The sequence below is a fragment of the Paenibacillus sp. VTT E-133291 genome, assembly GCF_002264395.1.
Classification (GTDB): domain Bacteria; phylum Bacillota; class Bacilli; order Paenibacillales; family Paenibacillaceae; genus Paenibacillus_AQ; species Paenibacillus_AQ nitricinens.
Genome location: NZ_NFVA01000004.1, coordinates 40,905 through 67,122, shown reverse-complemented (window position 1 = coordinate 67,122; position 26,218 = coordinate 40,905). Strand labels below are relative to the sequence as shown.

25 protein-coding genes are annotated in these 26,218 nt (G+C 43.1%); 11 read left to right on the top strand and 14 right to left on the bottom strand.

Annotated elements, in window-relative coordinates; translation table 11 throughout:
* Positions 1 to 239: 239 nt before the first annotated feature.
* Positions 240 to 917, top strand: a complete 678-nt coding sequence (locus CA598_RS03125) for a response regulator transcription factor (RefSeq protein ID WP_094868435.1) — start codon at positions 240 to 242, stop codon at positions 915 to 917.
* A complete protein-coding gene (locus tag CA598_RS03120) occupies positions 917 to 2,191 on the top strand; it encodes a sensor histidine kinase (protein ID WP_094875341.1) in 1,275 nt (424 codons plus the stop codon). Before CA598_RS03125 ends, CA598_RS03120 begins: the two co-directional genes overlap by 1 nt.
* A gap of 70 nt (positions 2,192 to 2,261) precedes the next feature.
* Here CA598_RS03120 and CA598_RS03115 read toward each other — a convergent pair whose 3' ends face one another.
* Complete coding sequence (locus CA598_RS03115; protein WP_094875340.1) at positions 2,262 to 3,017, bottom strand: class I SAM-dependent methyltransferase; 756 nt, start codon at positions 3,015 to 3,017, stop codon at positions 2,262 to 2,264.
* 14 nt (positions 3,018 to 3,031) lie between these two features.
* Complete coding sequence (locus CA598_RS03110; RefSeq protein WP_094868438.1) at positions 3,032 to 3,574, bottom strand: hypothetical protein; 543 nt, start codon at positions 3,572 to 3,574, stop codon at positions 3,032 to 3,034.
* A gap of 95 nt (positions 3,575 to 3,669) precedes the next feature.
* On the opposite strand from CA598_RS03110, the gene CA598_RS03105 reads away from it, so the two are divergent.
* Positions 3,670 to 4,584 carry a phosphatidate cytidylyltransferase gene (locus tag CA598_RS03105; RefSeq protein ID WP_042192888.1) on the top strand — a complete coding sequence of 305 codons (915 nt, stop codon included), beginning with the start codon at positions 3,670 to 3,672 and terminating at the stop codon, positions 4,582 to 4,584.
* Between the two features lies 1 nt (position 4,585).
* Here the strand turns inward: CA598_RS03105 and CA598_RS03100 are convergent, their stop codons facing one another.
* The 8 genes from CA598_RS03100 to CA598_RS03065 form a co-directional block, all read right to left on the bottom strand.
* Positions 4,586 to 5,644, bottom strand: a complete 1,059-nt coding sequence (locus CA598_RS03100) for a copper amine oxidase N-terminal domain-containing protein (protein WP_094875338.1) — start codon at positions 5,642 to 5,644, stop codon at positions 4,586 to 4,588.
* 92 nt (positions 5,645 to 5,736) lie between these two features.
* Positions 5,737 to 6,483 (bottom strand): uracil-DNA glycosylase family protein, encoded by a 747-nt coding sequence (locus CA598_RS03095; RefSeq protein ID WP_094875337.1) that lies wholly within the window; start codon positions 6,481 to 6,483, stop codon positions 5,737 to 5,739.
* Positions 6,484 to 6,503: 20 nt separating this feature from the next.
* Positions 6,504 to 7,727, bottom strand: coding sequence for an amidohydrolase (locus CA598_RS03090; protein ID WP_143812377.1), 1,224 nt, complete (start codon positions 7,725 to 7,727; stop codon positions 6,504 to 6,506).
* A gap of 109 nt (positions 7,728 to 7,836) precedes the next feature.
* Positions 7,837 to 9,471: a methyl-accepting chemotaxis protein gene (locus tag CA598_RS03085; RefSeq protein ID WP_179283570.1), complete on the bottom strand. Its 1,635-nt coding sequence runs from the start codon at positions 9,469 to 9,471 to the stop codon at positions 7,837 to 7,839.
* 44 nt (positions 9,472 to 9,515) lie between these two features.
* The gene (locus tag CA598_RS03080; protein ID WP_094875334.1) at positions 9,516 to 10,280 is read right to left on the bottom strand and encodes a polysaccharide deacetylase family protein; all 765 of its coding nucleotides are present in this window, start codon (positions 10,278 to 10,280) and stop codon (positions 9,516 to 9,518) included.
* Entirely contained in the window at positions 10,280 to 10,882 is a 603-nt protein-coding gene (locus CA598_RS03075; RefSeq protein ID WP_094868444.1) for a YkoP family protein, read from the bottom strand. The genes CA598_RS03080 and CA598_RS03075 overlap by 1 nt, the downstream gene beginning before the upstream one ends.
* A gap of 25 nt (positions 10,883 to 10,907) precedes the next feature.
* Positions 10,908 to 11,504, bottom strand: a complete 597-nt coding sequence (locus CA598_RS03070) for a sensor domain-containing protein (protein ID WP_094875332.1) — start codon at positions 11,502 to 11,504, stop codon at positions 10,908 to 10,910.
* Positions 11,505 to 11,701: 197 nt separating this feature from the next.
* Positions 11,702 to 13,489, bottom strand: coding sequence for a helix-turn-helix transcriptional regulator (locus CA598_RS03065; protein ID WP_094875330.1), 1,788 nt, complete (start codon positions 13,487 to 13,489; stop codon positions 11,702 to 11,704).
* Between the two features lie 220 nt (positions 13,490 to 13,709).
* Between CA598_RS03065 and CA598_RS03060 the strand changes: the two genes are divergently transcribed.
* The 4 genes from CA598_RS03060 (at position 13,710) to CA598_RS03045 (ending at position 17,289) form a co-directional block, all read left to right on the top strand.
* Positions 13,710 to 14,291 carry an RNA polymerase sigma factor gene (locus CA598_RS03060; RefSeq protein ID WP_256990334.1) on the top strand — a complete coding sequence of 194 codons (582 nt, stop codon included), beginning with the start codon at positions 13,710 to 13,712 and terminating at the stop codon, positions 14,289 to 14,291.
* 97 nt (positions 14,292 to 14,388) lie between these two features.
* Positions 14,389 to 14,988: a DUF4179 domain-containing protein gene (locus CA598_RS03055; RefSeq protein ID WP_179283569.1), complete on the top strand. Its 600-nt coding sequence runs from the start codon at positions 14,389 to 14,391 to the stop codon at positions 14,986 to 14,988.
* 270 nt (positions 14,989 to 15,258) lie between these two features.
* Positions 15,259 to 16,242, top strand: a complete 984-nt coding sequence (gene guaC, locus CA598_RS03050; protein ID WP_094875326.1) for a GMP reductase — start codon at positions 15,259 to 15,261, stop codon at positions 16,240 to 16,242.
* Between the two features lie 156 nt (positions 16,243 to 16,398).
* Positions 16,399 to 17,289, top strand: a complete 891-nt coding sequence (locus CA598_RS03045) for a diacylglycerol/lipid kinase family protein (protein ID WP_094868450.1) — start codon at positions 16,399 to 16,401, stop codon at positions 17,287 to 17,289.
* Positions 17,290 to 17,388: 99 nt separating this feature from the next.
* Here the strand turns inward: CA598_RS03045 and CA598_RS03040 are convergent, their stop codons facing one another.
* The 3 genes from CA598_RS03040 to CA598_RS03030 form a co-directional block, all read right to left on the bottom strand.
* Positions 17,389 to 18,570, bottom strand: a complete 1,182-nt coding sequence (locus CA598_RS03040; RefSeq protein WP_094875324.1) for a multidrug effflux MFS transporter — start codon at positions 18,568 to 18,570, stop codon at positions 17,389 to 17,391.
* Between the two features lie 258 nt (positions 18,571 to 18,828).
* Positions 18,829 to 19,341, bottom strand: coding sequence for a DUF2798 domain-containing protein (locus tag CA598_RS03035; protein ID WP_218832578.1), 513 nt, complete (start codon positions 19,339 to 19,341; stop codon positions 18,829 to 18,831).
* Positions 19,338 to 19,904, bottom strand: a complete 567-nt coding sequence (locus tag CA598_RS03030; RefSeq protein ID WP_094875322.1) for a TetR/AcrR family transcriptional regulator — start codon at positions 19,902 to 19,904, stop codon at positions 19,338 to 19,340. Before CA598_RS03030 ends, CA598_RS03035 begins: the two co-directional genes overlap by 4 nt.
* Positions 19,905 to 20,254: 350 nt before the next feature.
* Between CA598_RS03030 and CA598_RS03025 the strand changes: the two genes are divergently transcribed.
* Positions 20,255 to 20,656: a RidA family protein gene (locus CA598_RS03025; protein ID WP_094875320.1), complete on the top strand. Its 402-nt coding sequence runs from the start codon at positions 20,255 to 20,257 to the stop codon at positions 20,654 to 20,656.
* Positions 20,657 to 20,771: 115 nt separating this feature from the next.
* Here CA598_RS03025 and CA598_RS03020 read toward each other — a convergent pair whose 3' ends face one another.
* Positions 20,772 to 22,184, bottom strand: coding sequence for an alanine/glycine:cation symporter family protein (locus tag CA598_RS03020; RefSeq protein ID WP_094875318.1), 1,413 nt, complete (start codon positions 22,182 to 22,184; stop codon positions 20,772 to 20,774).
* Between the two features lie 199 nt (positions 22,185 to 22,383).
* Between CA598_RS03020 and CA598_RS03015 the strand changes: the two genes are divergently transcribed.
* From CA598_RS03015 to CA598_RS03005, 3 genes are all read left to right on the top strand, one after another.
* On the top strand, positions 22,384 to 23,949 hold the full coding sequence (locus CA598_RS03015) for a catalase (RefSeq protein WP_094875317.1): 1,566 nt from the start codon (positions 22,384 to 22,386) through the stop codon (positions 23,947 to 23,949).
* Positions 23,950 to 24,089: 140 nt separating this feature from the next.
* On the top strand, positions 24,090 to 25,076 hold the full coding sequence (locus CA598_RS03010; protein WP_094868456.1) for an SDR family NAD(P)-dependent oxidoreductase: 987 nt from the start codon (positions 24,090 to 24,092) through the stop codon (positions 25,074 to 25,076).
* The gene (locus tag CA598_RS03005; protein WP_094875316.1) at positions 25,073 to 26,179 is read left to right on the top strand and encodes an undecaprenyldiphospho-muramoylpentapeptide beta-N-acetylglucosaminyltransferase; all 1,107 of its coding nucleotides are present in this window, start codon (positions 25,073 to 25,075) and stop codon (positions 26,177 to 26,179) included. Before CA598_RS03010 ends, CA598_RS03005 begins: the two co-directional genes overlap by 4 nt.
* Positions 26,180 to 26,218 lie beyond the last annotated feature (39 nt).

The following is a 26,218-nucleotide window of genomic DNA, read 5'->3' as shown; positions in this document are numbered from 1 at the left end:
AAATGGTTTTACATCCCACTAACAGAGGTGTAAATCGTAACTGCGGTGAATGTTGGACTTTCGCAGACAAAGGCGGACGCTATTGCTCCTACAGTTCCAAAATTCCCCTCCGTTACTTGCCACCTGTTCAATTTTCACAATACAGTTCTATACCAACCTTCATTAAGGTTCAGTAAAGGTAATACTGATATAATGACCTCAATAACAAATACTCGTTTTATGTAGGGGATGGCAGAACCATGAGAATATTAATCGTAGAAGACGAGCTTCATCTCGCCGAAGCCTTAACTCAAATATTAAAAAAACATAATTATTCGGTGGACGCAGTCCATGACGGTAGATCGGGTCTGGATTATGCACTGAGCGGAATTTATGATTTGCTGCTGCTCGATATTATGCTGCCTGAGATGGATGGGGTTAGCGTCCTCAAGTCGCTGCGTAAGAAGGGGGTATCCACTCCCGTTATCCTGCTTACAGCAAAGGGTGAGATAACAGATATGGTCACTGGACTAGACTATGGGGCTGATGATTATATCGCCAAACCTTTTTCCTCGGAGATCTTACTGGCACGAATAAGGGCTGTACTAAGACGTAAAAACGAGGTTATTCCAGATGATGCTTTAAAGTTCGGGGATATTGAATTGAATACATCGACTCTGAAGCTTACCGTAGGTGGCAAAGAGATCAAGCTGAATCTTAAGGAAAGTGAATTATTGGAGCTTCTGATTCTGAGGAAACAAGCCGTAACCTCCAAGGAACAAATTATTGAGAAGTTATGGGGGTTTGATTCGGAGGCAGAGCACAACAATGTAGAAGTGTATATTTCTTTTTTGAGAAAAAAATTGACCTTCTTAAATTCCACTGTACGCATTAGTACGATCAGAAATGTAGGGTATGTATTAGAGGTGACAGCCTAATGTTCACGAAGCTCAGAAATCGATTTCTTATTGTTAACCTAGTAACTATATCCGTAATAATGCTGGTGGCTTTCATCTCGATTTATGTCATTACGTACCAAGATGTCCAAAACAATATTCAGATGGATCTTCACAGAATTATGGAGAACTACAAGTCTCCCGGCGGTGATACAGGACGAATGGGCTCAACTAAGGGAAGTTCCCAGTTACCCCATGCTGATAATAAACGTATCGATAACGGAACTCCACCTCCGGAACGGTCTGTCTCATTTATGCTGAAGATAGATACAGCGTCGAACCTCATCGGGAAAGATTCCAAATTTACGATGGATGATGATTTTTATACTACAGCTCTGCAAGAGGCTCTAAGTGCTGATAAAGATACCGGAAGGTTCACCTTGGACAGCAGCAAATGGATCTTCAACATCCAGCATACGAATGATGGAGCGATGCTTGTATTTCTGGACATCACTGCCCAGCAGAAAATCCTCACCAATCTAATCTATACCTTCTCTGTAGTTGGCTCGGTGATGCTAATTATTTTATACTTCACAAGCCGGTTTTTCGCTAATCGGTCTATCGCACCGGTGAAGGAGGCTTTTAATAAACAGAAGCAGTTTATTGCCGATGCTTCCCATGAATTGAAGACGCCGTTGACCATTATTAACACCAATGCGGATGTTCTTCTCTCCAACAGTGATGATACTATTCACAATCAATCGAAGTGGCTGCACTATATCAAGTCGGAAACAGAGAGAATGACCCGTCTGACCAATGATCTGCTATACCTAACCGAGATGGACGATTCCAGATCGACCCTGATCTATTCGAAATTCAATTTGAGCGAAGCGGTTGAGAATATTATTTTAACAATGGAAGCTGTTATCTTCGAAAAGCATATTTCGCTTGAATATGACATTGAACCTAACCTGATCGTGCTAGGGAATAGTGAACAAATTAAACAAGTGATTATGATCCTTTTAGACAACGCTGTAAAATATACGAATCCTAAAGGCTCAGTCACTTTATCCCTTAAAAACCACCATAATGATATGGTGTTATCGGTCACCAATACGGGTGAGGGCATTGCACCGGAGCACTTAGCGAGAATCTTTGACCGTTTCTACCGTACGAATGCTTCCCGAGCGCGTACACAAGGGGGTTATGGCCTAGGGCTGGCGATTGCCAAATCCATCATTGAACAACATAAAGGAAAAATTTACGCCAAAAGCACGGTCGGCGAATCCACCACCTTTTACGTTCATCTTTCATAACTAAAAGTAAAAAAAGACTCAATCCCTGTTATCACTAGGATTTGAGTCTTTTTAATATGCTGATCATATACTATACTTCGCCCCAATAGACCTCGGTCTCATATTCAAAAAATACTTTATCATCCTGTTTATTTCGTTCAAATAGGTTCCTCAGCTCCGTCATCATACTCTCGAAATGTGGATCTCCGGGGGCTGGAATGTAGGAAGATGATCTCGCCCGTCCGCTTAATCCCTCGAAATCAAACACCTGCTGATTGCTAAAGTGCGCTACTTGCATCTGCCCTGCCTTAAAAAAGGAGCTAAGGATTTCAGGAGTAATGTTCTTATGATTAACCCCAGTGTAGTCGGTGCCGAAGGTTTGCACAAGCTGCTCATATTCCTCCAGGAATGGGGTACCGTAAGTACGCCGAGAATTCCATATCAGAACTGCCTTTCCACCCGGTTTAAGAATCCGCTTGAATTCTAATTGCGCTGCGTCCCTATCAAACCAGTGAAACGCCTGGGCACATACGATAAAGTCTACAGACTGGTCTGGCAATTCTGTCTTCTCGGCAGACCCAGGCAATGCGCGAAAATGGTTATCCTTTGCGAGCATCTCCTCCGCAGCTGTACGCATTTCCGGATTTGGTTCAACGGCAGTCACACGACTCCCGCGCTCCAGAAGCAGTGCCGAAAATATTCCTGTTCCTGCGCCAATATCCGCAATATCACAATTCGGTTTTAGCCCAATCGTATTGTATAAATAATCAATGGCTTCTTTAGGGTAACTCGGGCGATATTTCACATACGAATCTACCCGATTTGAGAAACGTTCTTTGTTATTCATCCCAATACTCTCCCTTAGCTTTTAGGTTCGTACTCACTTAATTTGCCTCGATAAATCAGCTTCAGCCGATCGCTTTGCCGAAAATCATCGGGCGTTACGAGCGCGGGCAGCTTGTTCCATAGCTTAATGCCAGACCTCTCCAGAATTTCCGCTACAAACTGTGAGCAGAAGTAGGAGTTGCTGAATTCGACAGGTTCTTTCAGTGCGATACCAATCACGCCGAGAATATTATAGAGGTACTTTTGCCGGCTTCGGATAAAGACTTTGAGTACCCGCTCCATTTTCTCCACTTCACGGGCTGTAACTTGAAGTTCATATAGAACACACGTCGTATTTGGATATTTGCTGAACGTGCCTGTCTTAATATTCTCCTTCACGAACCCTCCGTTTAGAGGGTTGCTTGGGTGCTTTCTGCCAAAGCTATATAACTCGGAAAGCTCCCGATTAAAGGAGATCGAGGCATGATTATAAGGAGCTCTCGTGTAGCCTTGGATAAGCTTCGTAAAGAGCGTTCCGGTGTTCGTAAGCAAGATAAAGACCGATGGATCATCTGCCATTTACAATTTTCCCCTTATCAAGATTGAACGTTTCCTTCATAATAACATATGAACCCATTAATGGAATCTACTCTACGACAAGTTGGTGATTAGCTATCGACCGCTCTCTATTAACGGTAATCCTGATTTTTGCGGCCTTATCGGCCATTCACTTGATGTATGTAGTTATAGGCAAATTACAGCCCAGTAAAGACTATACGGGTATCGGCTTCCGCATCAAAACCTGGTGGGGCATGCTTTTTATCTTTTGTTTAGCTACTCTCTTTAATCCAGTCGTCTCACTGTTGGCACTAATGGTGCTGACCTTCTTCGCACTCAAAGAATATTTCTCCATGATAAAGTCACGAAAATCCGACCGCAGATTATTTCTGTGGGCGTACTTATCCATTCCTCTACAGTTCTACTGGATTTATATCGAGTGGTACGGGATGTTTATTGTGTTTATTCCAGTCTATGTTTTCTTACTCCTACCGCTACCTAGGCTTATTAATAAAGGGACCGTTGGCTTCCTGCGTAGTGTTAGTTCAACCCAGTGGGGATTAATGCTGATGGTTTTCGGACTTAGTCACTTAGCCTATTTTCAATTTGCTACACCGGAGTATGGGGCGGGGCTTGTATTATTCCTAGTAGTGCTGACACAGCTGAATGATGTGGTCCACTATCTCGCATCCCTCTATATGGGAAAGCGCAAAGTGGTCCCAACTGCCAACCCGTATTTGACCTGGGAAGGTTTTGCCTGTGCATTTGTCGTAACAACCGGGGTCTCCTATTTGATCTATCCCTACCTGACGCCGCTCAACCCAATTTTCGGTTTCCTGTCAGGCATGTTAATCAGTTTGAGCGGCTTCTTGGGTAGCTTAACGGTTTCCGTGCTGAAGCGAGATTTGCTCATCGGTGATGGTGATAAATTCGTAGCTTTAAAAGAAAGCTATTTAAGCCGTGTAGACAGCTTGACCTACACCTCGCCGGTCTTTTTCCATGTCATCCGTTATTTCTTCGATTTCATGTAAATTAGTTTTCTACAACGATTTTGGTCGCTTGGCCGATAGGTGGCAAGCTCTTGGTTAACATCGGACCGTAGAACGCATACACTTTGTCACCTTTTTTCAGCTCACTTGTGGCAATCTTCTGATTATCTTTCGTGCCGAGAATAGTCGTAGTGTCTGTAGTATTTAGAACAATCGTCTCGAAGGAAGAATCACTGAGCTTATCGCCTTTAATTACAACGCGGGTCATGCCATTATCTGAAGAAGTAACCTCTTCGATCACGCCAACCGTTCCCAGGGTCTGCTGATCCGGAGCTTGGTCTTTCACAACAATCTTGATCGCGCCCGCCAATGGCGGCATGCTCATAGCCATGACCATACTGTGCTCAACCTCGATGGACATGCCTAGCTGCAGATCAGCAAAGGTTAGCTTCTTATTATCAGCAGATACGATTTCCGTTTCATCAGAAATGCCTAAGCGAACGCCATGACCATAGCCGTTGAGGCCGATTTCAGCATTTTTCTCGCCCTTATAGATACTAGTGATTGATCCTTGCTTGATCGTGTCTGAGGCAGTCTCTCCATTTCCTTGTTCCTTGGAATTAATCGATATGGTTCCAGTTGGTCCTGCGACTACTTCAAGCTCCAATACTTTTTCGAAGAAAGATAATGGAACATAGGTTTTACCGTTCTTTAGCTCTGGTACAGCACCTAGCGAATGAATTGATGTGCCATTACGGTAAGCATCTTTTGCAATTTGAAAGGATATCGACTGGCTTTCTTTCTCAAGGCCTAGCGATTGAAGGCTTTGAGTCCATGTTAACTTATATCCAAGCGCTTCCGTTGCTGTACGGATAGGGATCATAACTTCCTTACTTGAACCTACGTATAGCGGAACATCGACTGGGGAGAAGCCGTTACCATCAATGACTAGCACATATTTCAGACCACCATAAGAATCCTGCGGCGCTGAGGAATTAGCCGCTGGTGTGACTGGAGCTGGCTGGATTGGGGCAGCAGAGATGACGTTCGATGCTATGAGCGTGCCAGCCAGAACCGCTCCGATTACTTTGAATGTTTTCATAGTGAATTATACCTCCTGAGATGAATGAAATTGTGTTACTCTATCATTCTTGACGGAAGGTCCAGAACAAATGTTGCGATAAGATTGATCACTCAGCCGTTCCATAAATGATCTTGGAGCGTCTTTGTCATGTTATCTCGCTGGCTGGCAAACTGTTTAAATCTATGTCCGTTCGCTCCAGAAGGATGAGGAAATCCCCATAAACAGCGGTGATCATCGAGCTTATCCTCAGATACCAACAGCTGAAGCATTTCCTCCACCGTTTTTCCTAAAGGAATAATTAAAGCTTGGCTCAGGATGCCCAGCTCCTGCTCTAACGACAATAATGCACATTCTCTAAGGAATGAATCTGATCGCAGCTTAGGATGTGCCCCACTATAATTTTTCTTCTCTACAAATACAGGAAAACGCAGTAAAGAGGTGGTATGCAAATTCGTTTGCTGCTCCTGAAACAATTGGTCACAAGAGGTAAGGTTCAAATACTGATGAAGGCCAAGTATATCTAGCATGCGAATTAACGTCCTCCTCATGGAGCCTGCGAATCTCGCCGCTTCTTTTGCTTTTCTGCATACCTCTTCATCTGAAAACCCGGCTTTCAACCCAATGACTGCTTCTTGTATGGCTATTCTCATTTGTGTAAAACCGGGTGTTAGCCCGATAATAATCACCTTTGCAGAGGGATTGATGTATTCATTGTGGGGTGCATAGTACATTTCAAGCTTCCCGCATCGCTTCATTAGAAGCTCATCCACCTGCAGATCGTCTTTCGATAGCGCGGTTCCCTTCGGAAGAGAGAGCATCGCTGCTTTATACTGTTGTAAATGGTTAGAGATGAGCATGTCATCCACCTCTCATATCCCTATAATGATCCACTCACGAGACGCCCTTCGAACCATACCGCTTGACGGTCCGCTCTTCTTGCTACTGCTTCGGCCGAGCAGCTGGCATGCAGTAACACAAAGCTTGCAGTGTTTCCTACTTTTGGCCATACCTGTTCACCCTTAAGATTAAGAGGCGTTATCCCTCCTGTTATGAATCTAAGGGATTGCGATAGTGACCGTTCATCACTACACCCATATAACTCTGCGTACCGTCCCGCCTTCTCCAATGGATCTCCATTTCCAAAAGGAGACCAGTGATCCGTAAGGCTGTCTGTTGCCAGTTTCACTTGTACACCTTGGCTGTGCAGCATCGGTAATGGCATCATCATTCTTCCAATAGGAACTGTGGATGCAATACCCATACCAAGTGATGCCATCCGTGTAGCCATTTCTTCTGTTTCCTGCTGCGGAGCACCTGCGAACCAGAATGCGTGACTAACGGTCACCTTGCCCTGTAAGCCAGCTTCTTCTGTGAGATCAGCCAAACGCGACAATGTCTGTTTTCCTGCTTCTTTTCCATCATGTAAGTGAAGATCAATGCCAGCATTATTCATTACCGCTAGCTCGACCATGGTCCGGAGTGACTTCTCGATATCTCCATCCACGGAGTATGGATCGACACCACCTACATAGGTTGCCCCCTCTGCCAGAGATTGCTTTACTAATTCAACAGAATTAGAGCGAAGCAGACCATGCTGCGGAAAAGCTACAATTTCAGATGAAATTTTTCCGGAGAAGGTATCCAAAGCTTGCAGGGTTGCTTCTAAACGCTTCAGACCGCTGACAGGCTCAATATTACAATGACTACGCACATGTGTCGCACCGAAACGCTGTATAAGCGTCAAGATGCTCTCCGCTTGTTGTCTCGCCATAGGCAGCAGCTTAGGCAATAATACCTTCTCTTCCTCAATGCGTTCGAAGACACCGGCCGCAGGCTTTGCCGCTTTCCAGGGTCCAGCGAAATATGTTTTATCTAAATGGATATGCGCCTCCTCAAAAGAAGGAAGCATCAATAACCCTTTGCAGTCATATTTAGGTAGATGACTCTGAAGCTCTACGTCCGCTCCAACCACTTCTGAAATCTTATCTCCGTCAATTCGGATATGACAAACCTCCGTATCCGTACCAACCACTTGTCCATCCTCAATAACATAACCCTGCTCTAATCTTATATTGGTTAACCAGTAAGAAGCATTCAACATGCTACCCCATCCTTTTCTCAACGATTTAATATAGGTGCGAACCACTTTATCCTAAATGGTACCATAGCCCTTCCTATATAAAAATGTTTGAAAGGTTTTTAGCATAAGACTATATCGTAAATATCCCAACTTCTAACTTTAAAAATACAGATAACTCGCTGAGTTCTCTAAGTCTGGTCGTCATCTCATCGATAGTCGCAAGTTGCTCCTCCGTGGAAGCCGCTACTTCCTGTGAGGAAGATGCCGACTGATCAATGAGCTGCGAAGATTGCACTAGCGCCTTCAATGATTGATGTGACATGGTAGATAACTCACCAAATATGCCTTGAATGCGCAGCGTGCTTTGGGTCGTTAGATCAACCTTCTGTACGATCTCCTCTAGGGATTGTTGCCCTTGTAATACTAAGTCATTCTGTTGATTGACCACTTGTTGACTTGATTCCATCGTTTTGACCGCTGCATTCGTATCCGCTTGAATCGCGCCAACAAGCTTGGCAATCTGCTCGGCTGCTCTTTCGGAACCTTCAGCAAGCTTACGGATCTCTCCTGCAACTACTGCAAAACCTTTCCCTTGCTCTCCAGCGCGGGCCGCTTCAATGGCTGCATTAAGCGCGAGTAGATTCGTCTGACTGGCTAATTCGGAAATCACGAGAATAATCTCACCGATTTGGCTGGATCGGTTGTTCAGCTGTGCAATGGTTTCTGTTGAGTTTTCAATGGAACTAACCATAGTTTCCAAATGATCTACAGATGCCTGGTTTGCACGCTGGCCAGTTTGCACGGCTTTTATTAAATGATTGGAATCGTGAACTGTATTTACCGTCTCCTGCATAATTTCCTCGGAGATTTCAACTGTCCGTTCCATCATCGTGAGTACTTGCCGCACATGTTCTGCTTGCTCCGTCGACCTCACAGCCATATCCGTAATAATCGTTGTGATTTGCTTGGATGTCTCATTTGTCTGCTCTGCTGAAACTTGAAGTATCCCTGCATTTTCATTCAGATGATTGGCCTGTGACGTGACATTCCTGACGATGGCCCGAATGTTATCCAGAAACTGATTCATAGAATACGCCAACATCCCAATCTCATCATTTCGCTTCATGTCCAGCTTCTTAGTCAGATCGCCTCCGTGTTCAACAAGCTCCATTACATGCTCATTGATTCTGCGAAGCGGTCCTACAATAAGGCGGGTTAAGATAATGAAGAGTAAGACAATAAAAATAATCAGAGCGATAACAAAACCGCTTATAATTAAATATTGGTTATCCATCATAGGCTCCAAAATCTGTTTTACAGGCATCACCAGCACTAACTTATAATCTGTATCGCCGATTCTTGTAAAGGCATAGACATTCTTCGAGTTCTCCGTACCACTAGTTCCCGTAGATTGTGCTATGACCTGACCGACCTTTTGCAGCTGTATGTCCGGTTCATCAGATATAGCTTTGCCTATAACGTGCTTAGGGTTCTGGCTTGCTACATATCGACCAGCTTTATCTATGACAAAATAATAACCTGCATCCTCCCTCATTCCAGCCAAGCTCTTCTCGAAATCATTCGAGAATCGACTATTTAGTTTAGTAGAAGTAAGCTCCACCTTATAGTTAAGCTTTTGTTCAACTTCATGACTGAGAATTTCATTAAACTCAGAAAATGTATACATACATAGACCTGCAAAAATCAACACCATGTATACTACAGCAACGGTCATAACGATAGTTCGAACGGTTTTCTTTTTCAATGTCGGATTTCCCTTCCAATCTAGTGACATCATGTCATCCATAGCTACAGATTAATCTGACCGTGATGGTTGACTCTGGATCTAGCTTCTCCAATACGACTAGCTTCCTTGTTGAGCAGCTCATCCACCCGCAGGCCCTTTAACCCCCTTCTAGGAATCTCCTTTAAGACCTCTTCCAGTCCTGTGATCATGTTCAATGGCGCTTCTTCATCTGCCCAAGGCGTATCTCCACTGTCGTGAAGAACGATGATGGAGCCTGGTTTAATTTTTTTTAATAAGGCATGCTTTAATTGCTCTGCACTAACTGACGCTTTCCAGTCTCCGACCATGACAGACCACAACACGATCCGATAAGTCTTCCTGATTAAAAAGAGATCCCCTAGATTCAGAAGGCCCCAAGGCGGGCGGTAAAAGATAGGACGTTCGCCTGTGATTCGTTCCACAATATCAGCAGTTCGATCTACTTGCTTCCGTCTATTCGTCCATGGGGAGTAGATCCAATTAGGCGTATGCGCATAATTATGAATGCCGATCTGATGTCCTTCCCGGTGCATTCGCTCGATTATATCCGGGTATTGCTCAGCCTTTTTGCCTAATACGAAGAAGGTCGCTTTAACGTCATGCTCATGTAACAAGTCCAGTAGTTCAGGTGTATAACAAGGATCTGGGCCATCATCGAACGTAAAAGCAATTTCCTTCGCGGCTCCTCCTTCCGTATGAACTCCCCATCCCCAAATGCGGGTAATCACAAAAGGAACGATCATAAAGAGAACAATTATATCTATAGCTAGAATAATGAACGTTAGCATCAGGAAACCGCCTCTTTCCTTCGAGGAGCAAACCGTGCTTTCAAAGACTGCTTACTAAGCACGAGCATCTTAGGAGACAACTTCTCCGTGCTGTCCTCAACGCGATGTTTCCCCTCAGGATGCAGCATCCGAAGTAAGAACCGAAGATAGATTCCGAACCATCGCCGCTGCCATTTGGACTTGATAGGATGCTGCTCAAACCCTATGCCATGAATGATTCCGCGGTGAAGTAGCGTAATCCCCGTTAACGCCTGCACTTTGCTTAGTTCTGGATTGTTGTCCAGATCACGACTGATCTCCTTCATAGCCTCACGGAGCATACGTGCAGTACGGATTCCCGCTCGATCTGCACCAAATGTACGTGTCAGCTGCACGACCTGACGATTATCCAGATGAAGCTCACCCACCCAATCACCGGGAAGTATCTGGTGCCCATCTTGGCAGACCACACTTTCCCCGTGATACTTCACCACTACCAATTTACATATCCCATATGTGCGCACAGACTGACTGCGAAATTTGGTTATGACAGCAAATACGCTCTCCCACATCATCCAAAGAGATTGCGAGAATAATTTTATAAATGAAACTGAAGCTACCATTATTCTTCCTTCTTCCCGTTTAAGTTTATCTTCTAGCAAAATCTTTTACTAAACGCCGCGTATACCTGCCGATCATCTTTACCAGACTGTTTCCAAGATAAGCACCTATCCATAGAAATAACGCACCTAACAGCATGAAAAAAAGTGAGATGCTCAGCGTATTATTTTCAATCCCGAATACCGATATAGAAGAGATGCCGAGTAAGTACAAGACAGGTGCGAACAAAAGAATAATAGGAGCCAAGTAAAAAAGGGTTGCACATATTAGACTGAGCATTCCGATAATACCCTGCAGCATCAGTCCTATAATCGCTCTCCAGTTATGTTCATTTAGAAACTCTGCCCTAACCCTTTCCCACATGCTTCCTTCTTCTTGAGATCGGGTTGGAAGCGTGCGAACGGAGATATCCGTATAGATTTTCGTTCGAATTCGCTCATGCTGTAAAAAGGTTTCGGTAGAACGCAAAACATAATAAAGGATCGGAATCCCTACTATGGTGAAGGACATTGCAACTCCAAAGGTGATGCCTACCAAATAGAAGCAAAGGTAAAACAGCCCTGTGGCAAAAGTAATTAATAAGAAACAGAAATTCCTCACATGTTTCCGGATCATTTGATTCATCTTCTTCTCTCCCTCTCTGCAATAAAAATTTGTTCATCTAAGCAACTCCCATGCTAGCGCTTCTGATGTAAAATCGACCAGTGCCGTAATGTCATATGACAGTTTTTCATACAAAAAAAGCACCCTATTGCCTACTCCCGTAAGGGAATATAGACAACAAGGTGCTCGCGCTTCAATTTCAGATCATTCGGTTTTAGTTATTCCAAAGTACCAAAGGCTTTCTCAACAGCCTCTTCGCGATTCCGTACACCTAGCTTAGCATAGATGGTAGAAGCGTAATTTCTCACCGTGCCATCGGACAAATACAATTTAGCTGCAATAGACTTATAACGCATGCCCTTTGACAGGCATTCTAGAATTTCCAGCTCGCGCGGGGTCAGCCCATACTCATTACTCTGCTCAGTCTGCGCTTCAGATGTTGGGTGCATCTCATAATGATCAATTAATACATTCGTAATAGCTGGTGTTATCATCTTCACACCCCGATGTACGAGACGTATCCCTTCGAATAGCTCCTGCGTTTCAGTAGACTTTAACAAGTAGCCATCTGCCCCGTTTTGCAGTGCTTCGACTGCCAAATCTGTTTCTTGAAAAGTAGTCAGGATCAGCACGCGTACCCCTGGCCACTTTTGCTTAATAAGCTTCGTTGCTTCCGCACCGTCCATGTCTGGCATATTTAAGTCCATTAGCACCACGTGAGGTTGATCCTGTTCGCAGAAGCTTACTGCTTGCTCACCATTCTCTGCTAAACCTATGATCTCAAAATCGGGTTCCTGCTCTAAAATAATTCGCAGACTATCCCGGATATAAGGCTGATCATCTACCAGTAGTAAGCGGACCGTTTCCTCCTGTATCTCTTCAAGCCTCGGCAAACTACAGGTCACTAAGGTCCCTTCTCCTAACTTTGAATAAACATACACTTGCCCTTGCAAGTTAGAAGCTCGTTCCTTCATCGCGTTCAGACCAAACCCTGCTGTTAAATCCTCTGCGCCTAATCCATTATCCTGCACATCCAGCCGGATCAACTTCTCTTCGTAATGGAGACTAATGACAATTTCACTGGCTTGACCATGACGTACAGCGTTGGTTATTGACTCTTGGAGACATCTGTATAATGTCATTTGAGCCTGCTTGGATACTGTGTAGGCCTCTCCGAACGTTCTTAGGCGAATCTTAACCTTAGAGAAGGTTTGAAAATCATCCACTAATTTCTGCAGAGACTGTATAAGCGTCAACGAATCCTGCGAAGAACCCACTTGGTGCAAATATCTCCGAACGTCATCTAGGCCATGGCGAGTTAGTTTTAACAAGGCATCTATCTTTTGCGCCCCGTCCGAAGTGTTCACCTCCGTACGTAAAGTCTCTAGCCCCATAAGAATGGATGTATAAGAATGCCCCACCGTATCATGCAGATCTTTGGACAACCGATCTCGTTCTTCCAGAAGTGTCATACGCTCGACTTGTGAGATATACTGCTCCAAGACCGCATTCTGATCCTTAATGATTCCGCTCTGCTTGTGATTGACCATCAGTAAATGAAAGGCGAAGCCAAGCGTATACACCAAGCCAATATTCAAGATCATCGATACAGCATCCACTTGCTGTGACAACCTAGACAACAGAATTGGAATCAAAATAACCGTAATCGGTGCTGACCAACGATAAGACTTCTGTGCACTATTGCTAGCAATCATAAAGGCAGTAGGTAAAAAAGTTACATAGGATTCAGGAAATAGCGCAGCCAAATATAAACATAGACCACCCGATAGAAGGATCTCCGCAATCAGATAATATTTATAATGCAGCTGCAAACAGAACCAAGGCACTGAAAAAGCGATCAAGCCCCAAACAAACGCGATCCAAAAAGGAATCGTAAAATTATCCGAAAGATAACACATGGTAATCAATAAAGAAGTAGAAAAACAAATCCGAAACAGGAGGACGAGCCAATCGTACCAGAACCACTGTTTGACCAGATTAAACAAGACATTGCCCCCTATATACTGTGCTGACTTGACCTTTATTATAGTGTAACCCCCTGGGACCTTACTAGTTACAAAAGGTCATGAGTTGGAATGACATTTATGCTGATGCTACAAATTCCATAGAGGTCACTATCGACGTCTCTGAGATTCTAAACAAAACAATGTCACAAATCAACGACTTGAAATTGTTATATAAACGAAAAGCAAAGGAGGTGATCGCTTGGAAGAAGCTAGACCTAGCGGCGCTGCTACAGAGCAAATAGAGGCCGCTGTTTCACTGGTTAAGTCGGGAAATCATGAGGCTTATACATCTATCATCCACAGATTTGAAAAACCCATGTACATCTATTGCTATCATCTGCTCAAAAACCGGGAAGAAGCTCAAGATGCCGTTCAAGAAATATTCATCAAAGCTTATCAAGATATTCACCGTTATGAGCCTACTGTCTCCTTCTCTGCATGGTTGTACAAGCTTGCCTATCATCACAGCCTAAACCTGCTAAAGAAACAGCATCGAAGGTTAAAGATTGTATCGTACTTCAAACAACAGGAGGAAGCCACGGAGCACATTCCAGAGCCGGAATCGCCTTTAACTGAGTTACTGACCTATCTCACTTCAGAGGAAAGGCACATTCTATTGCTGAAAGCAGTGGAGCAATACAATTTTGAAGAGATTGGTCAAATCATGGACTGTAAGGCAGCAACCGTACGAAAAAAATATCAGCGCTTGCGCCAGAAGCTCATGGAACAAGCCAATAAACAACGAAGGGCAGGCGGATTATTTGCGCAATCCAACGAATGACAGACAAATGGAACAAATTGAAAGCATGATCCGGGAAACCGGGACGCCACAGTATAGCCTTAGTACACAAATTATGAACCGGATAGGAGAGAATCCCATGAATAAAACCACTAAACGAGGACGTATGTTTAAGAAAACATTAATCGCCGCCACTACAGCAGCTGCACTTGGTCTAGGGATTATCAGCACTGGCTTTATCTCACCCGCTATGGCAGATACACTGGGACAAATTCCTGTCATAGGCAGTCTGTTCAATAATAACGTGGATAATGGGCTGAAGTTGGCTGCAGAGAATGGCCTTATTACCAAGCTCGGCATCAGCGATACCCATGAAGGAGTAACACTGAAAGTCTCTGAGGCTTACCACGATGGAAGCCGCCTGTCGATTGCCCTTGAACGCGAGGGAGTAACCACGACGGACGATCAGTTAATTGGACACTGGGAAAATCGGGAAAGAGGTCTTCTGGTGACAGAAGAATTTATCGTTCTGGTGAACGGTGAGCGAAGTTTAATGAGCGTGATGCCAATCATCAATTCTGATCATACTGTACAAAAGAATGCTGCTCTGGTGGATATAATTCCCGAGGAAGGTGAGCAGCTGCCGGATGAGTTCGAATTAACCCTTCAGGTCAAACTAGCAGGGATTGATGATACTTATGAAATCCAGGTGCCTGTAAGCAAGGCAGAAGCACAATAAATTCCAAAGAAAAATGTAGCCCTTTCCGCTGAACAAACTGCAGAAGGGGTTTTTCTTTGTCTATAAAGCTTGAATCGCTCGATGACCTCTAAACAACTATTTTTTTATATGAATCATAATCCGTACACTAAATCGTTTGTATAATTAAGTCCAATTCACACCATAATGTACTAGAATTTTGACTTCTTGTTCGGAATGCTGTACATTACAAAGTGGACGAACAATAAACAAACCAAAATACTATAATGTTCGCATTTAGAGGTGTATATAATGAAAAAAGTATTCGATTATGAAGATATTCAGTTAATTCCTGCAAAATGTATCGTAAATAGCCGTTCGGAGTGTGATACAACAATCACCTTAGGTGGTCATACTTTTAAATTACCTGTAGTACCCGCAAATATGCAAACCATCATAGATGAGAAGATCGCCAGCTACTTAGCGGAAAATGGCTACTTCTACATTATGCATCGTTTTGAACCGGAGAAACGTACGTCTTTCATCAAAGACATGCACGCCCGTGGATTAATCGCATCCATTAGTGTCGGAGTCAAAGAAGAAGAATATGATTTCGTTGAACAATTAGCTAACGAGCAGTTGATTCCAGAATTCATTACAATCGATATTGCACACGGTCATTCCGAGGCTGTTATTCGAATGATCAAACATATTAAACAGTATTTACCTGCTAGTTTTGTTATTGCCGGAAACGTGGGAACTCCTGAAGGCGTTAGAGAATTAGAGAACGCTGGGGCCGACGCTACTAAAGTGGGAATTGGGCCAGGGAAAGTATGTATCACGAAGATTAAGACAGGATTCGGAACAGGTGGCTGGCAATTAGCAGCACTACGCTTGTGTGCCAAAGCTGCAAGTAAGCCTATTATCGCTGACGGAGGTATTCGGACACATGGGGATATCGCCAAATCTATTAGATTTGGCGCTTCTATGGTCATGATCGGGTCCCTATTTGCCGGGCATGAAGAATCTCCTGGTGATACCATCGAGATCGATGGAAAGCTGTATAAAGAGTACTTTGGCTCCGCTTCTGAATACCAAAAAGGTGAAAAGAAGAATGTTGAGGGCAAAAAAATAGTTGTCGAACACAAAGGCGCTTTAGCAGAAACCTTGAGAGAGATGGAGCAGGATCTTCAGTCCTCGATTTCTTATGCTGGGGGCAATAAATTAGAAGCCATTCGTAAAGTCGATTATGTTATCGTTAAGAATTCCATTTTTAATGGTGACAAGGTCTATTAATCCAGAAGAAATATAAGAATTATGTATATATAAATAGGTGAGTAAGGCGACTTAGGTCGTTCTTGCTCACCTTTTTTAGGTTGTTATGATTTCTGCTATACCACTTTGGGGTAATCATCTAATAGGTATTAGATTGAATAAGAGAGGATAATCCCTATGCCGCAAGCTATGATTATTATTAACCCCTCATCTGGTAAAGAAGAAGCTGGCGAATATGTCAGATATGCAGAAAGAGTTCTAGCTGATCAAGGCTACTTGGTTACAATCAAGGAGACGGCAAAAGAACTAGATGCAACTCGTTATTGTATCACTGCCTGTGAGGAGTGTTACGATTTAGTCGTCTCCATTGGCGGGGACGGCACACTTCACGAGACCATTAATGGTCTTATGAATCAGAAACAACACCCAAAGTTAGGTGTAGTCCCTTTAGGAACAGTTAATGATTTTGCCCGCGCGTTACAGATTCCATTGAATCCCGAAATAGCCATTCAAACTCTTGCTTCCTCTAACGTAAAGACAGTAGATATTGGTTGCTTGAATGACCGCTTATTCGGAAATGTTGTTGCCGTAGGTTCAATCGCCGGATCCTTATCCTCCGTAACAATCGAAGAGAAAACCAAGCTCGGCTCATTGGCATATTTGAAAGAAGGCCTAAAACAACTTACAAGCACTTCCCCGCACCCTCTTGTTATTCATTATGACGAGAAAACATGGCAAGGCGATTCCCCGCTTTTTCTCGCCGTGTTAACCAACTCCGTTGGCGGATTCGAGAATCTGATCCCTGATGCTGCGGTTGACGATGGTCTGCTTCACTGTTTTATTATTCAAGACCTCAGTATACTCAATACCATTACAGCCAGTATTTCTTTATTACTTGGCAGTCTTAAGGATCATAAAGACGTTGTCTATTTCACGGCCCAAAATGTAACTGTAAGCTCTCCAGAAGCTGTAAGAACCAATGTGGATGGTGAAGAAGGTCCGATTTTACCAATTTCGCTAAGTGTTCTCCCTCGTCATATCCAAGTCATTGTGCCGGAAGTGGACTAACAAATAAAAAGCAGTCCGGAACTCAAAAGGTTCCAGACTGCCATTATTATATGGATGCCCCGTTCCATACCTTCTCTTTGCAAATCACTTATAAAAATTCTATTCCGCTACAATAAACTTTCTACTTAATAACCACATTCCGCCGCTAATCCCTAAGAAATAGATGGGCATCGTCAGTAATGAACCATTATGCAGGGCGCTCATTCCCCATGTCGCCAAACTAACTAATAAGTAATATCCCAAGCTGAAGATCGCACCTGCTGTTCCCACAACATCCTGAAAATTGACAAGCGCAAGACTTAGACAATTAGGTAAGGCGATACCGGCCCCCATTAACATGACAAAAAGGGTTACCAAGATACATACGATCAGTATCATATCCGGCAACGTTCCGAGACTACATACTAATGTTAATAGTAAGGAACCGGTAGCCATGACTAGACAGCCGATGTGAATTATTTTTTCTGCGGCATAGAGACTCAATAATCTCTTGGACATCATCGCTCCCACTATCGATGCCAAAGCCACAACAATACCTAGAAAACCATATACTCCCGGTGAAATGTTAAAGTGTTCAATAAATATAAAGGGTGCTTCTGCATAATAGCTAAATAAAACTCCATTGATGCCCCCGATCAGTAACCCAAACACCAGTACACGTGGCAATGAGAGCATTCTTTTAACGATAGGTAGAATAGCCACCTTTTTTCTCGCGGAAACATCAGTCGTTTCTGGCAGCTTCCAAAAAGCATATACAAATAACAACACACTCATCGTTACTAGTGTAAAGAAAACCGCCCGAAAGCCAAAAGCTTGATCCACGAATCCGCCAATAAGAGGCCCTACGGCTGGAGTAAACGCAATCACCGCCGAGATTTGGGCAAACATGGCATGCCGCTTATTTCCGGATACACTCTCACGAAGAATCGTTTGTGTAATGATTGAGCCTGTCGCTGCCCCAAACGCTTGAATGAAACGGCTGACCAGAAGTAGAGTAATGGATTCCGAGTTAAAACACATCAAGCATCCAATACCATATACAATGAGGCCAACCAGCATGGCAGGTCTCCGTCCGATGAAATCAGAGAGCCAACCCCAACACAAAACACCTAAAGCAAATCCGATAAAATAGATACTTAATGTTAATTGTACAGAACTATTAGAGACCCCAAGTGCTACCGCAATATCCGGCAACGATGGAGTGTAGATCGTCTCACTGATTTGCGGAAAAGCCACAAGAACAATCATTAGCAGTAAAGATGGTGCTGCATATTTTTTCATATTAAATTCGCCCTCCTACAAGCTTATATCCTAGAACAACAAGAATATGAGCCTAGCTAGGGAAATGGGGGCATCATTATGGCAAGACGACTATAGATCATCATGTTCGATATTACCTTTCATTGTTAAGCTTTCTTTGTTATAGGAGGGTTTCAATTATTCAACTAAAATATCATTATATACGGTAATAGAAAAGCTCTCAAACGAAACGCTTCGCCTGAGAGCTTATTTATGTTACGAGTTTTTTTCCGAAAATCCTTATGCAGTTATACCAGCGGCGCTGGATTTTTTTTTATCCTGAGAAGCATGTAGCTTTACCATCACAAATCGTGCAAAAGGCTGGATCACTATACTTTCAGCGATCAGTGCAATCAGGAAATTTCTTGGCCAATTCGCTAAGAAGTGATGGAACGTATCAGAACTCAATCCATTTCCGATAATGTCTCCAATAAAGGTCATCACAAATGACATTCCTAATACAGTGAAAAGAATACGAAATAGAATTTTGGCGTTGAAGCTATCACTAGGTTGTGTGAATGTAGCTGTCAGCTTTTCTGCGATACGCCCAATAACCACAGGCTCTATAATCATAACAATGACCCAAATGATCGGAAACAGCTTAAGGATCGATAAGGCAACTTCCCCATTGAATTCTCCAACTGCTAAAATAATATTTAATGAAGACATAAACAGAACGGTTAGTGTACAAATAATTGCTCCGTATAATGCACCCTCTTTACCGTTTCTTGGTAATCTTGTTTCTAGATTCATGATGTTCTTCCTTTCAATATTGTGGGTATTAGTTTGGCAATGGTCTTTAAAGGTGCTGTAGATTGCTGTGTTTGACATAGCATGATCGCGCCCTCAATCGAAGCGGTCATCCATAAAGCAATATCAGAAGCTACTTCATTCGAGAACTCTTCAGTTACAAGCTTCGTGTAGTAAATAGTCTGTAGGTTCTCATAAAGTGAGTTACATGCTAGGCGGACAGGTTCACTGACAGTAGCCATTTCACTGACCATACTACTAAATGTATAGCCTGTAAGCTTGCCCTCGGTTTCTAAGTTATGAATTAATTTATTAACCAGGAATTGCGTAGCCTCTTGTGTAGAGGAATGCCTTTTGAAAATGTCCTCCATATCTATTGTTATGGCTTCCTTTAGGCCCATTAAACAAGCAATTAATAGTTCTTCTTTTCCATTTGGAAAATGATGATAGAGCGCTCCTTTGGTAACATCACAAGCTTTTAAAATTTCACTGACGCCTACACCCTTATAGCCCTTTTGTTGAAACAGGAGTGTCGCCTTATCAATCATTAGTAATTTTGTATCCATAATATTTTATCCCCCCTAACATACCAACCGGTCTGTTTGTCATTATAACAATATAAATCTCAATAATGTAAGTGTTTTTTTGCTGAAAGAGGCAAAGTTGCCGTCTTACGAGGATTAATGTTATCATTCTGATGAAGTTATCTTACTTTAAATACGAAGGAGGAATACCTGATGAAAAAGAGATCCCTAAAATATTTATCTTTTGGTATTGGGTATTCTACTGCTGTTTTTTTCTAGAATTAATGATGGATAGGATAGGTCTGTCAAAAATTAAGAGAAACCAAAAAACAGTGGAGATATATAACCTAGCTATCGTTATGTATCCATCTATTTAAAGGAGACTTCATAAAATGAACTTAAATAATAATGTGATTACAAGATATAATCCAGAAAATATTGCGAAACCCGTTGGTAACTATAGTCATGTAACAAAAATAAGTAGAAACGCTGAAATGTATGTATTTTCTGGTCAAATTGGAATCGATCAAAACAGTAATATCCCTACAGATTTTAATCAACAAGTAACAAATACGATGAGTAATATTGTGGAAGTCCTCTCTTCTCAAAAGTTAACTCCCGATAACGTAATCAAGATCAACATTTGGGCCACAGAAGAAATCGATTGGGATCATTTCTATGAAATCTGGAATAAAGTATTCGGGATGACGCCTCCTTCAATGACCATTGCTTATGTTAAAGGATTAGGTTTACCAGAATTAAAAATTGAGTTGGATGTGTGGGCGGCAGGTTAAATACTAGATTAAATATTCTCTATGCAAAACGAGCCTATAGAAGCAATTCTAAAGGCTCGTTTTTCTAATCTGACAGCAAAAAGAGCTCAGTCTCCTGAGCCCTTCAAATACATTTCTATCTTTTTATATCTGAAGAATTGTCCCAACCTTCAATATTCTCCAGCCCTGGAATACTGTCTTTATAGAAAACAGGGTCCTTCCCTTCACTTTTCTGCCGTTTATAATCCTTCAAGGCGGCAAAGGCCACTTTGGATAATAGCAGGATGGCAATCAAATTCACGATAACCATGAAGCCCATAAATAAGTCAGCCAAATCCCATACCAATTGAACCTTTGCTACGGAACCAAAAATAATCATCGCCAAGACACTGTATCTATAGAATAATAATACTTTTTTGTTGGAGTTCAAGAATTCTATATTAGTCTCACCATAATAATAATTTCCAATTAATGTACTGAAGGCAAACAATAAAATCATGATCGCTAGTGATCCAGATGCCCACGAACCAATATGCTCGCTTAATGCGGCTTGTGTCAGCTTGATCCCATCTAGCCCAGGCTGCTTATAGGCATCAGACAGTAAAATAATAAATGCCGTACTCGAACAAATAAGTAACGTATCCGTGAGTACGCCCAGGGCTTGCATTAGCCCCTGTTTCACCGGATGACTTGTGGTTGCCGTTGCTGCAGCATTTGGCGCACTCCCCATGCCCGCTTCGTTAGAGAACAAACCACGCTTCACGCCCTGTAGAATTACTGCACCAAGAGAGCCACCAGCGACTTGTTCAAATCCGAAGGCACTTTTCACAATGAGTGCGAGAACTCCCGGGAGCTCTGTAATATTAATCAGCATAATAATAAGAGCAGCCCCAATGTAGATTCCTGCCATTACCACCACAATATATTCGGACATTCTTGCGATACGCTTAACACCGCCGAAGATAACCAGCGCAAAGGCAGCAGCCATTATAAGGCCAAGAATGGCCCGATTGGTGCCAAATGAATTCTCAAAGGCCACTGTGACCGTATTCGATTGGACCGCGTTAAATACAAGCCCGAAGGATAATGTAATCAGAACCGCGAATATCGCTCCCATCCAGCGCTTGTTCAGGCCTTTCTCCATATAATAGGCAGGCCCACCGCGAAATCCGGTCTTATCCTTCACTTTATATACCTGTGCCAAAGTGCTTTCTATAAAACCAGACGCTGATCCAATAATGGCAATCACCCACATCCAGAAGATAGCCCCTGGACCACCTATCGCAATAGCAATTGCGATTCCCGTTATATTACCTGTCCCTACCCTCGCCGCCATACTGATGCAGAAGGCCTGGAAGGATGAAATACTATCTTTTGACCTTTCATTAGATCCTTTAAGAACCCGAAACATTTCTTTGAACATACCAAACTGTACAAATTTCGATCTTACGGTGAAATAAAGTCCACAAGCAATAAGAAGGATCACCAATATTTTCGACCATAAAAAATCATTTGTTACGCTAATCATACTATCTAAAAATTGTTGCATGTAATTCCGCCTCTCCATTCTGTCGATCCCAAGTTGCTAAGCTTATAACACATAGTATTTTCAAATATAACAGTCATTATTTCAAATGCCAATAAAAATTGTAACTTTCATAACATCTCTTGTCAGTGGGTTTCGCATACTTTTCAGAATTATGGTAGAAAATACTATACATATCTGAAGAAAGGTGGAGCTCTGCCCTATGGACAAGGAAAAAGAAGATATGACTTTAACGGATCGACAGGGTCATCCAATTACAGATAATCAAAATATACGGACGGTAGGCAATCGCGGACCGTCGACGCTCGAAAACTACCACTTTATCGAGAAAATATCTCATTTTGATCGAGAGCGTATTCCGGAACGTGTTGTACATGCTAGGGGTGCAGGAGCCCACGGGTATTTTGAAGCTTATGGAAAAGTAGGCGATGAACCCGTCTCGAAGTATACGCGTGCTAAGCTTTTTCAAGAAGCAGGCAAAAAAACACCTGTATTCGTACGGTTTTCTACGGTAGTTCATGGTGTTTACTCTCCGGAGACCTTTCGGGACCCCCGTGGCTTCGCCACAAAATTCTATACAGAGGATGGCAACTGGGACTTGGTCGGCAACAATCTGAAGATTTTCTTTATCCGTGATCCGCTGAAATTTCCTGACATGGTTCATGCTTTCAAGCCAGATCCCGTGACCAATCTGCAAAACCCGGAACGGATGTTTGATTTCGTATCGAACTCTCCTGAAGCTACTCACATGATTACGTTTTTGTTCTCTCCTTGGGGGATTCCAGCCAACTATCGGCAGATGCAGGGGTCTGGGGTCAACACCTATAAATGGGTGAATGAAAAAGGCGAAGCCGTCTTAATCAAATACCATTGGGAGCCGCTGAAACATGGCATTAAGAATCTCACTCAGCAAGCCGCTGAGGATATCCAAGCCAAAAACGTCAGCCATGCTACGCAGGATTTATATGAGGCTATTGCGCGCAAGGATTATCCTGAATGGGAGCTTTGTGTACAAATCCTGAGTGACGATGAGCATCCAGAGCTCGACTTTGATCCACTCGATCCTACTAAGCTTTGGGATCATGAACGTTTTCCATTTTTACCTGTAGGGAAGATGATTCTGGATCGAAATCCAGATAATTATTTTGCCGAGGTCGAACAGGTCGCTTTCGGGACTGGAGTTCTAGTAGACGGTCTGGATTTCTCGGATGACAAGCTGCTGCAAGGCCGGACGTTCTCCTATTCGGATACTCAGCGGCACCGGGTGGGCGCGAACTACATTCAGTTGCCGATTAATGCTCCAAAAACAAGGGTAGCAACGAATCAGCGGGATGGGCAAATGACTTATCATGTGGATAAGGCACCTGAGCAAAACCCACACGTGAATTACGAACCATCCTCGCTTGGCGGGTTAAAGGAGGCAACCCCTTCTGGCAAAGAACATCAACCGATGTATAATGATCGACTAGTTCGCGACAAAATTAGTCGGGCAAATGACTTCGGGCAAGCTGGAGATACCTATCGCAAGTTCGAGGATTGGGAACAGGATGAATTGATTCATAACCTGGTCGAAGCACTGAAAATATGTGCGCCTGTCATTCAGAATAATATGATCGAGCATTTCACAAAGGCCGATCCAGACTATGGCCGTCGAGTGGCTGAAGGTCTTGCTCAAGCCCAAGCCGACCACAAGCATATAGGTACCTCGGATAATCGAGCCGGCGCGGAAATTGCGGAGCAATCCGGTAAACAAACCGATGGTTATTAGATGTTAAAAGAAGGGTTAAGGGACCTGTTATACGGGTTCTTTAACCTTTTTTTGATTTTGGGAGCTTTCGCTTTGCCATATTCACGTAACATATGAACACTATGATTGTTGTGTAGCTAAGATCATAGGAGGAACAAACCGTGCAAAATACAACCATATTAATTACTGGGGGAACCGGATCATGGGGAAGACAACTCGTGAAACGGTTATTGGAAAGTGACCCTAAAGAAATCAGAATATTTTCCCGCAATGAGTCACTTCAAGTAGAACTACAACAGGAATATCATCATAATCCCAAACTAACGTTCATCATCGGTGATATACGTGATAAGCAAGAACTGATGCAGGCTTGCCATCAGGTAGATTATATCTATCATTTAGCGGCCTTGAAGCATGTCCCGATCTGCGAACAACAACCGGACAGTGCGATGAAGACTAACGTACTCGGAACTCAGCATGTGATTCAAGCCGCTATTAAACATGGCGTTAAAAAAGTGATCTACGTCTCCACTGATAAAGCAGCTCATCCATCGAGCACCTATGGAATGACAAAATCACTCGGCGAAAAGTTAATGGTTCATGCCAATCTCAGACAAACCAAAACACAGTTTGTATGTGTGAGAAGTGGCAACGTCCTCGGCTCAACCGGCAGTGTGGTTCCCATTTTCAAACAAAGTATTGCGGATGAGGTAGACATTTCCCTTACAGATGCTAGAATGACTCGCTTTTTCTTAACCATAGATGATGCAATTACCTTACTCCTTAAAGCGACAGAAGAAAGCAGGGGCGGAGAAGTCTTTGTGACCAAGATGCCTGCTTGCAATATTAAGGATCTTGCCCAAGTCTTAATTGATAACTTATCAACTAGCACGATCCAAATCAATGAAACGGGGATTCGCCCAGGAGAAAGCTTAAGCGAGGCCCTAATTTCGGAATTCGAGAGTGCTTCTTCCATTCATCTGGATGATCACTATTATGTGATTCTCCCTCCTTTTCCTATAGAAGGGTTACAAGAAGCTTATGCCTCTTGCCCGCCTGTGGACTTCCAAAGCTATGATTCCAATCATGTGTTGATGAGCCAACCCGCAATAAAAGAAATGCTACAACAAGGTGGGTTCCTATCATGAGGCCCTCGATCGTATTTACAGGCGGAGGCTCCGCAGGACATGTATCTGGTAATCTAGTGTTGATCCCTAAATGTCTTGCAGAGGATTGGGACGTCCATTATATAGGTTCTGAACAAGGGATTGAGCGCAAGCTTTTGTCTGAATACAAGGAGGATGTGACCTACCACCCCATTTCCACAGGAAAATTGAGACGCTACTTCGACTGGAAAAATGTAACTGATGTATTCAAAGTCATGAAGGGCATCTTTCAATCCTACCGGCTCCTACGAGCCATCAAACCAGGTGTAATTTTTTCTAAAGGTGGATTTGTTTCTGTACCGGTCGTGATTGGAGCCAAACTTAACAAAGTGCCCATCATTATTTATGAACCAGACTTAAATCTTGGACTAGCTAATAAAATATCACTTCCGTTTGCCACTCATCTGTGTACAAATTTTCTGGATACTGTAACCAAATCTGCTTCACTCAAGACCGCTCATGTGGGACCGCTCTTGAAGGAGCAATTCAAATTAGCGGATAAACAACGTGGTTTAGCCTTTTGCGGATTCACCTCTGTTAAGCCTGTTCTTCTTATTATGGGAGGAAGCCAAGGGGCACACAGCATTAACCAAATGGTGAACAATGTACTCGCTGAGTTGATAGATAAATTTCAAGTGGTTCATATTTGCGGGGAGGGAAAGGTTGATTATCACCTCTCTATGTCAGGCTACAAATCGTATGAATTCATTACAAGCTGTGAGCTGCCGCATTTATTAGCTATGGCGGATGTTGTCGTATCGCGTGCAGGCTCAAATTCTATGATGGAGCTTCTTTCCATGCAAAAGCCAATGTTATTAATTCCTCACACGAATGGTGGCAGCCGCTCTGGTCAACTTGCCCAAGCGCAGTATTTTCAACAAACTGGACTCGCTGAAATGTTACTTGAAGAAGAGATGACTAATCAAACCTTTGTTCATTCGATTATGATGCTATACGAGAACCGCTCTACTTACAAAGATAAGATGAAGCCTTATGAGAACGGCAGAGGAGCCTATAAGGTAATGAATTTAATCAAACAAGTAAGCGGCGAGGACTTAACAATGTTCAAGGCAGGTACGGTGTAGATGGGAATGAAGCTAGCGAATTGGCTACTCCTCTGCTTT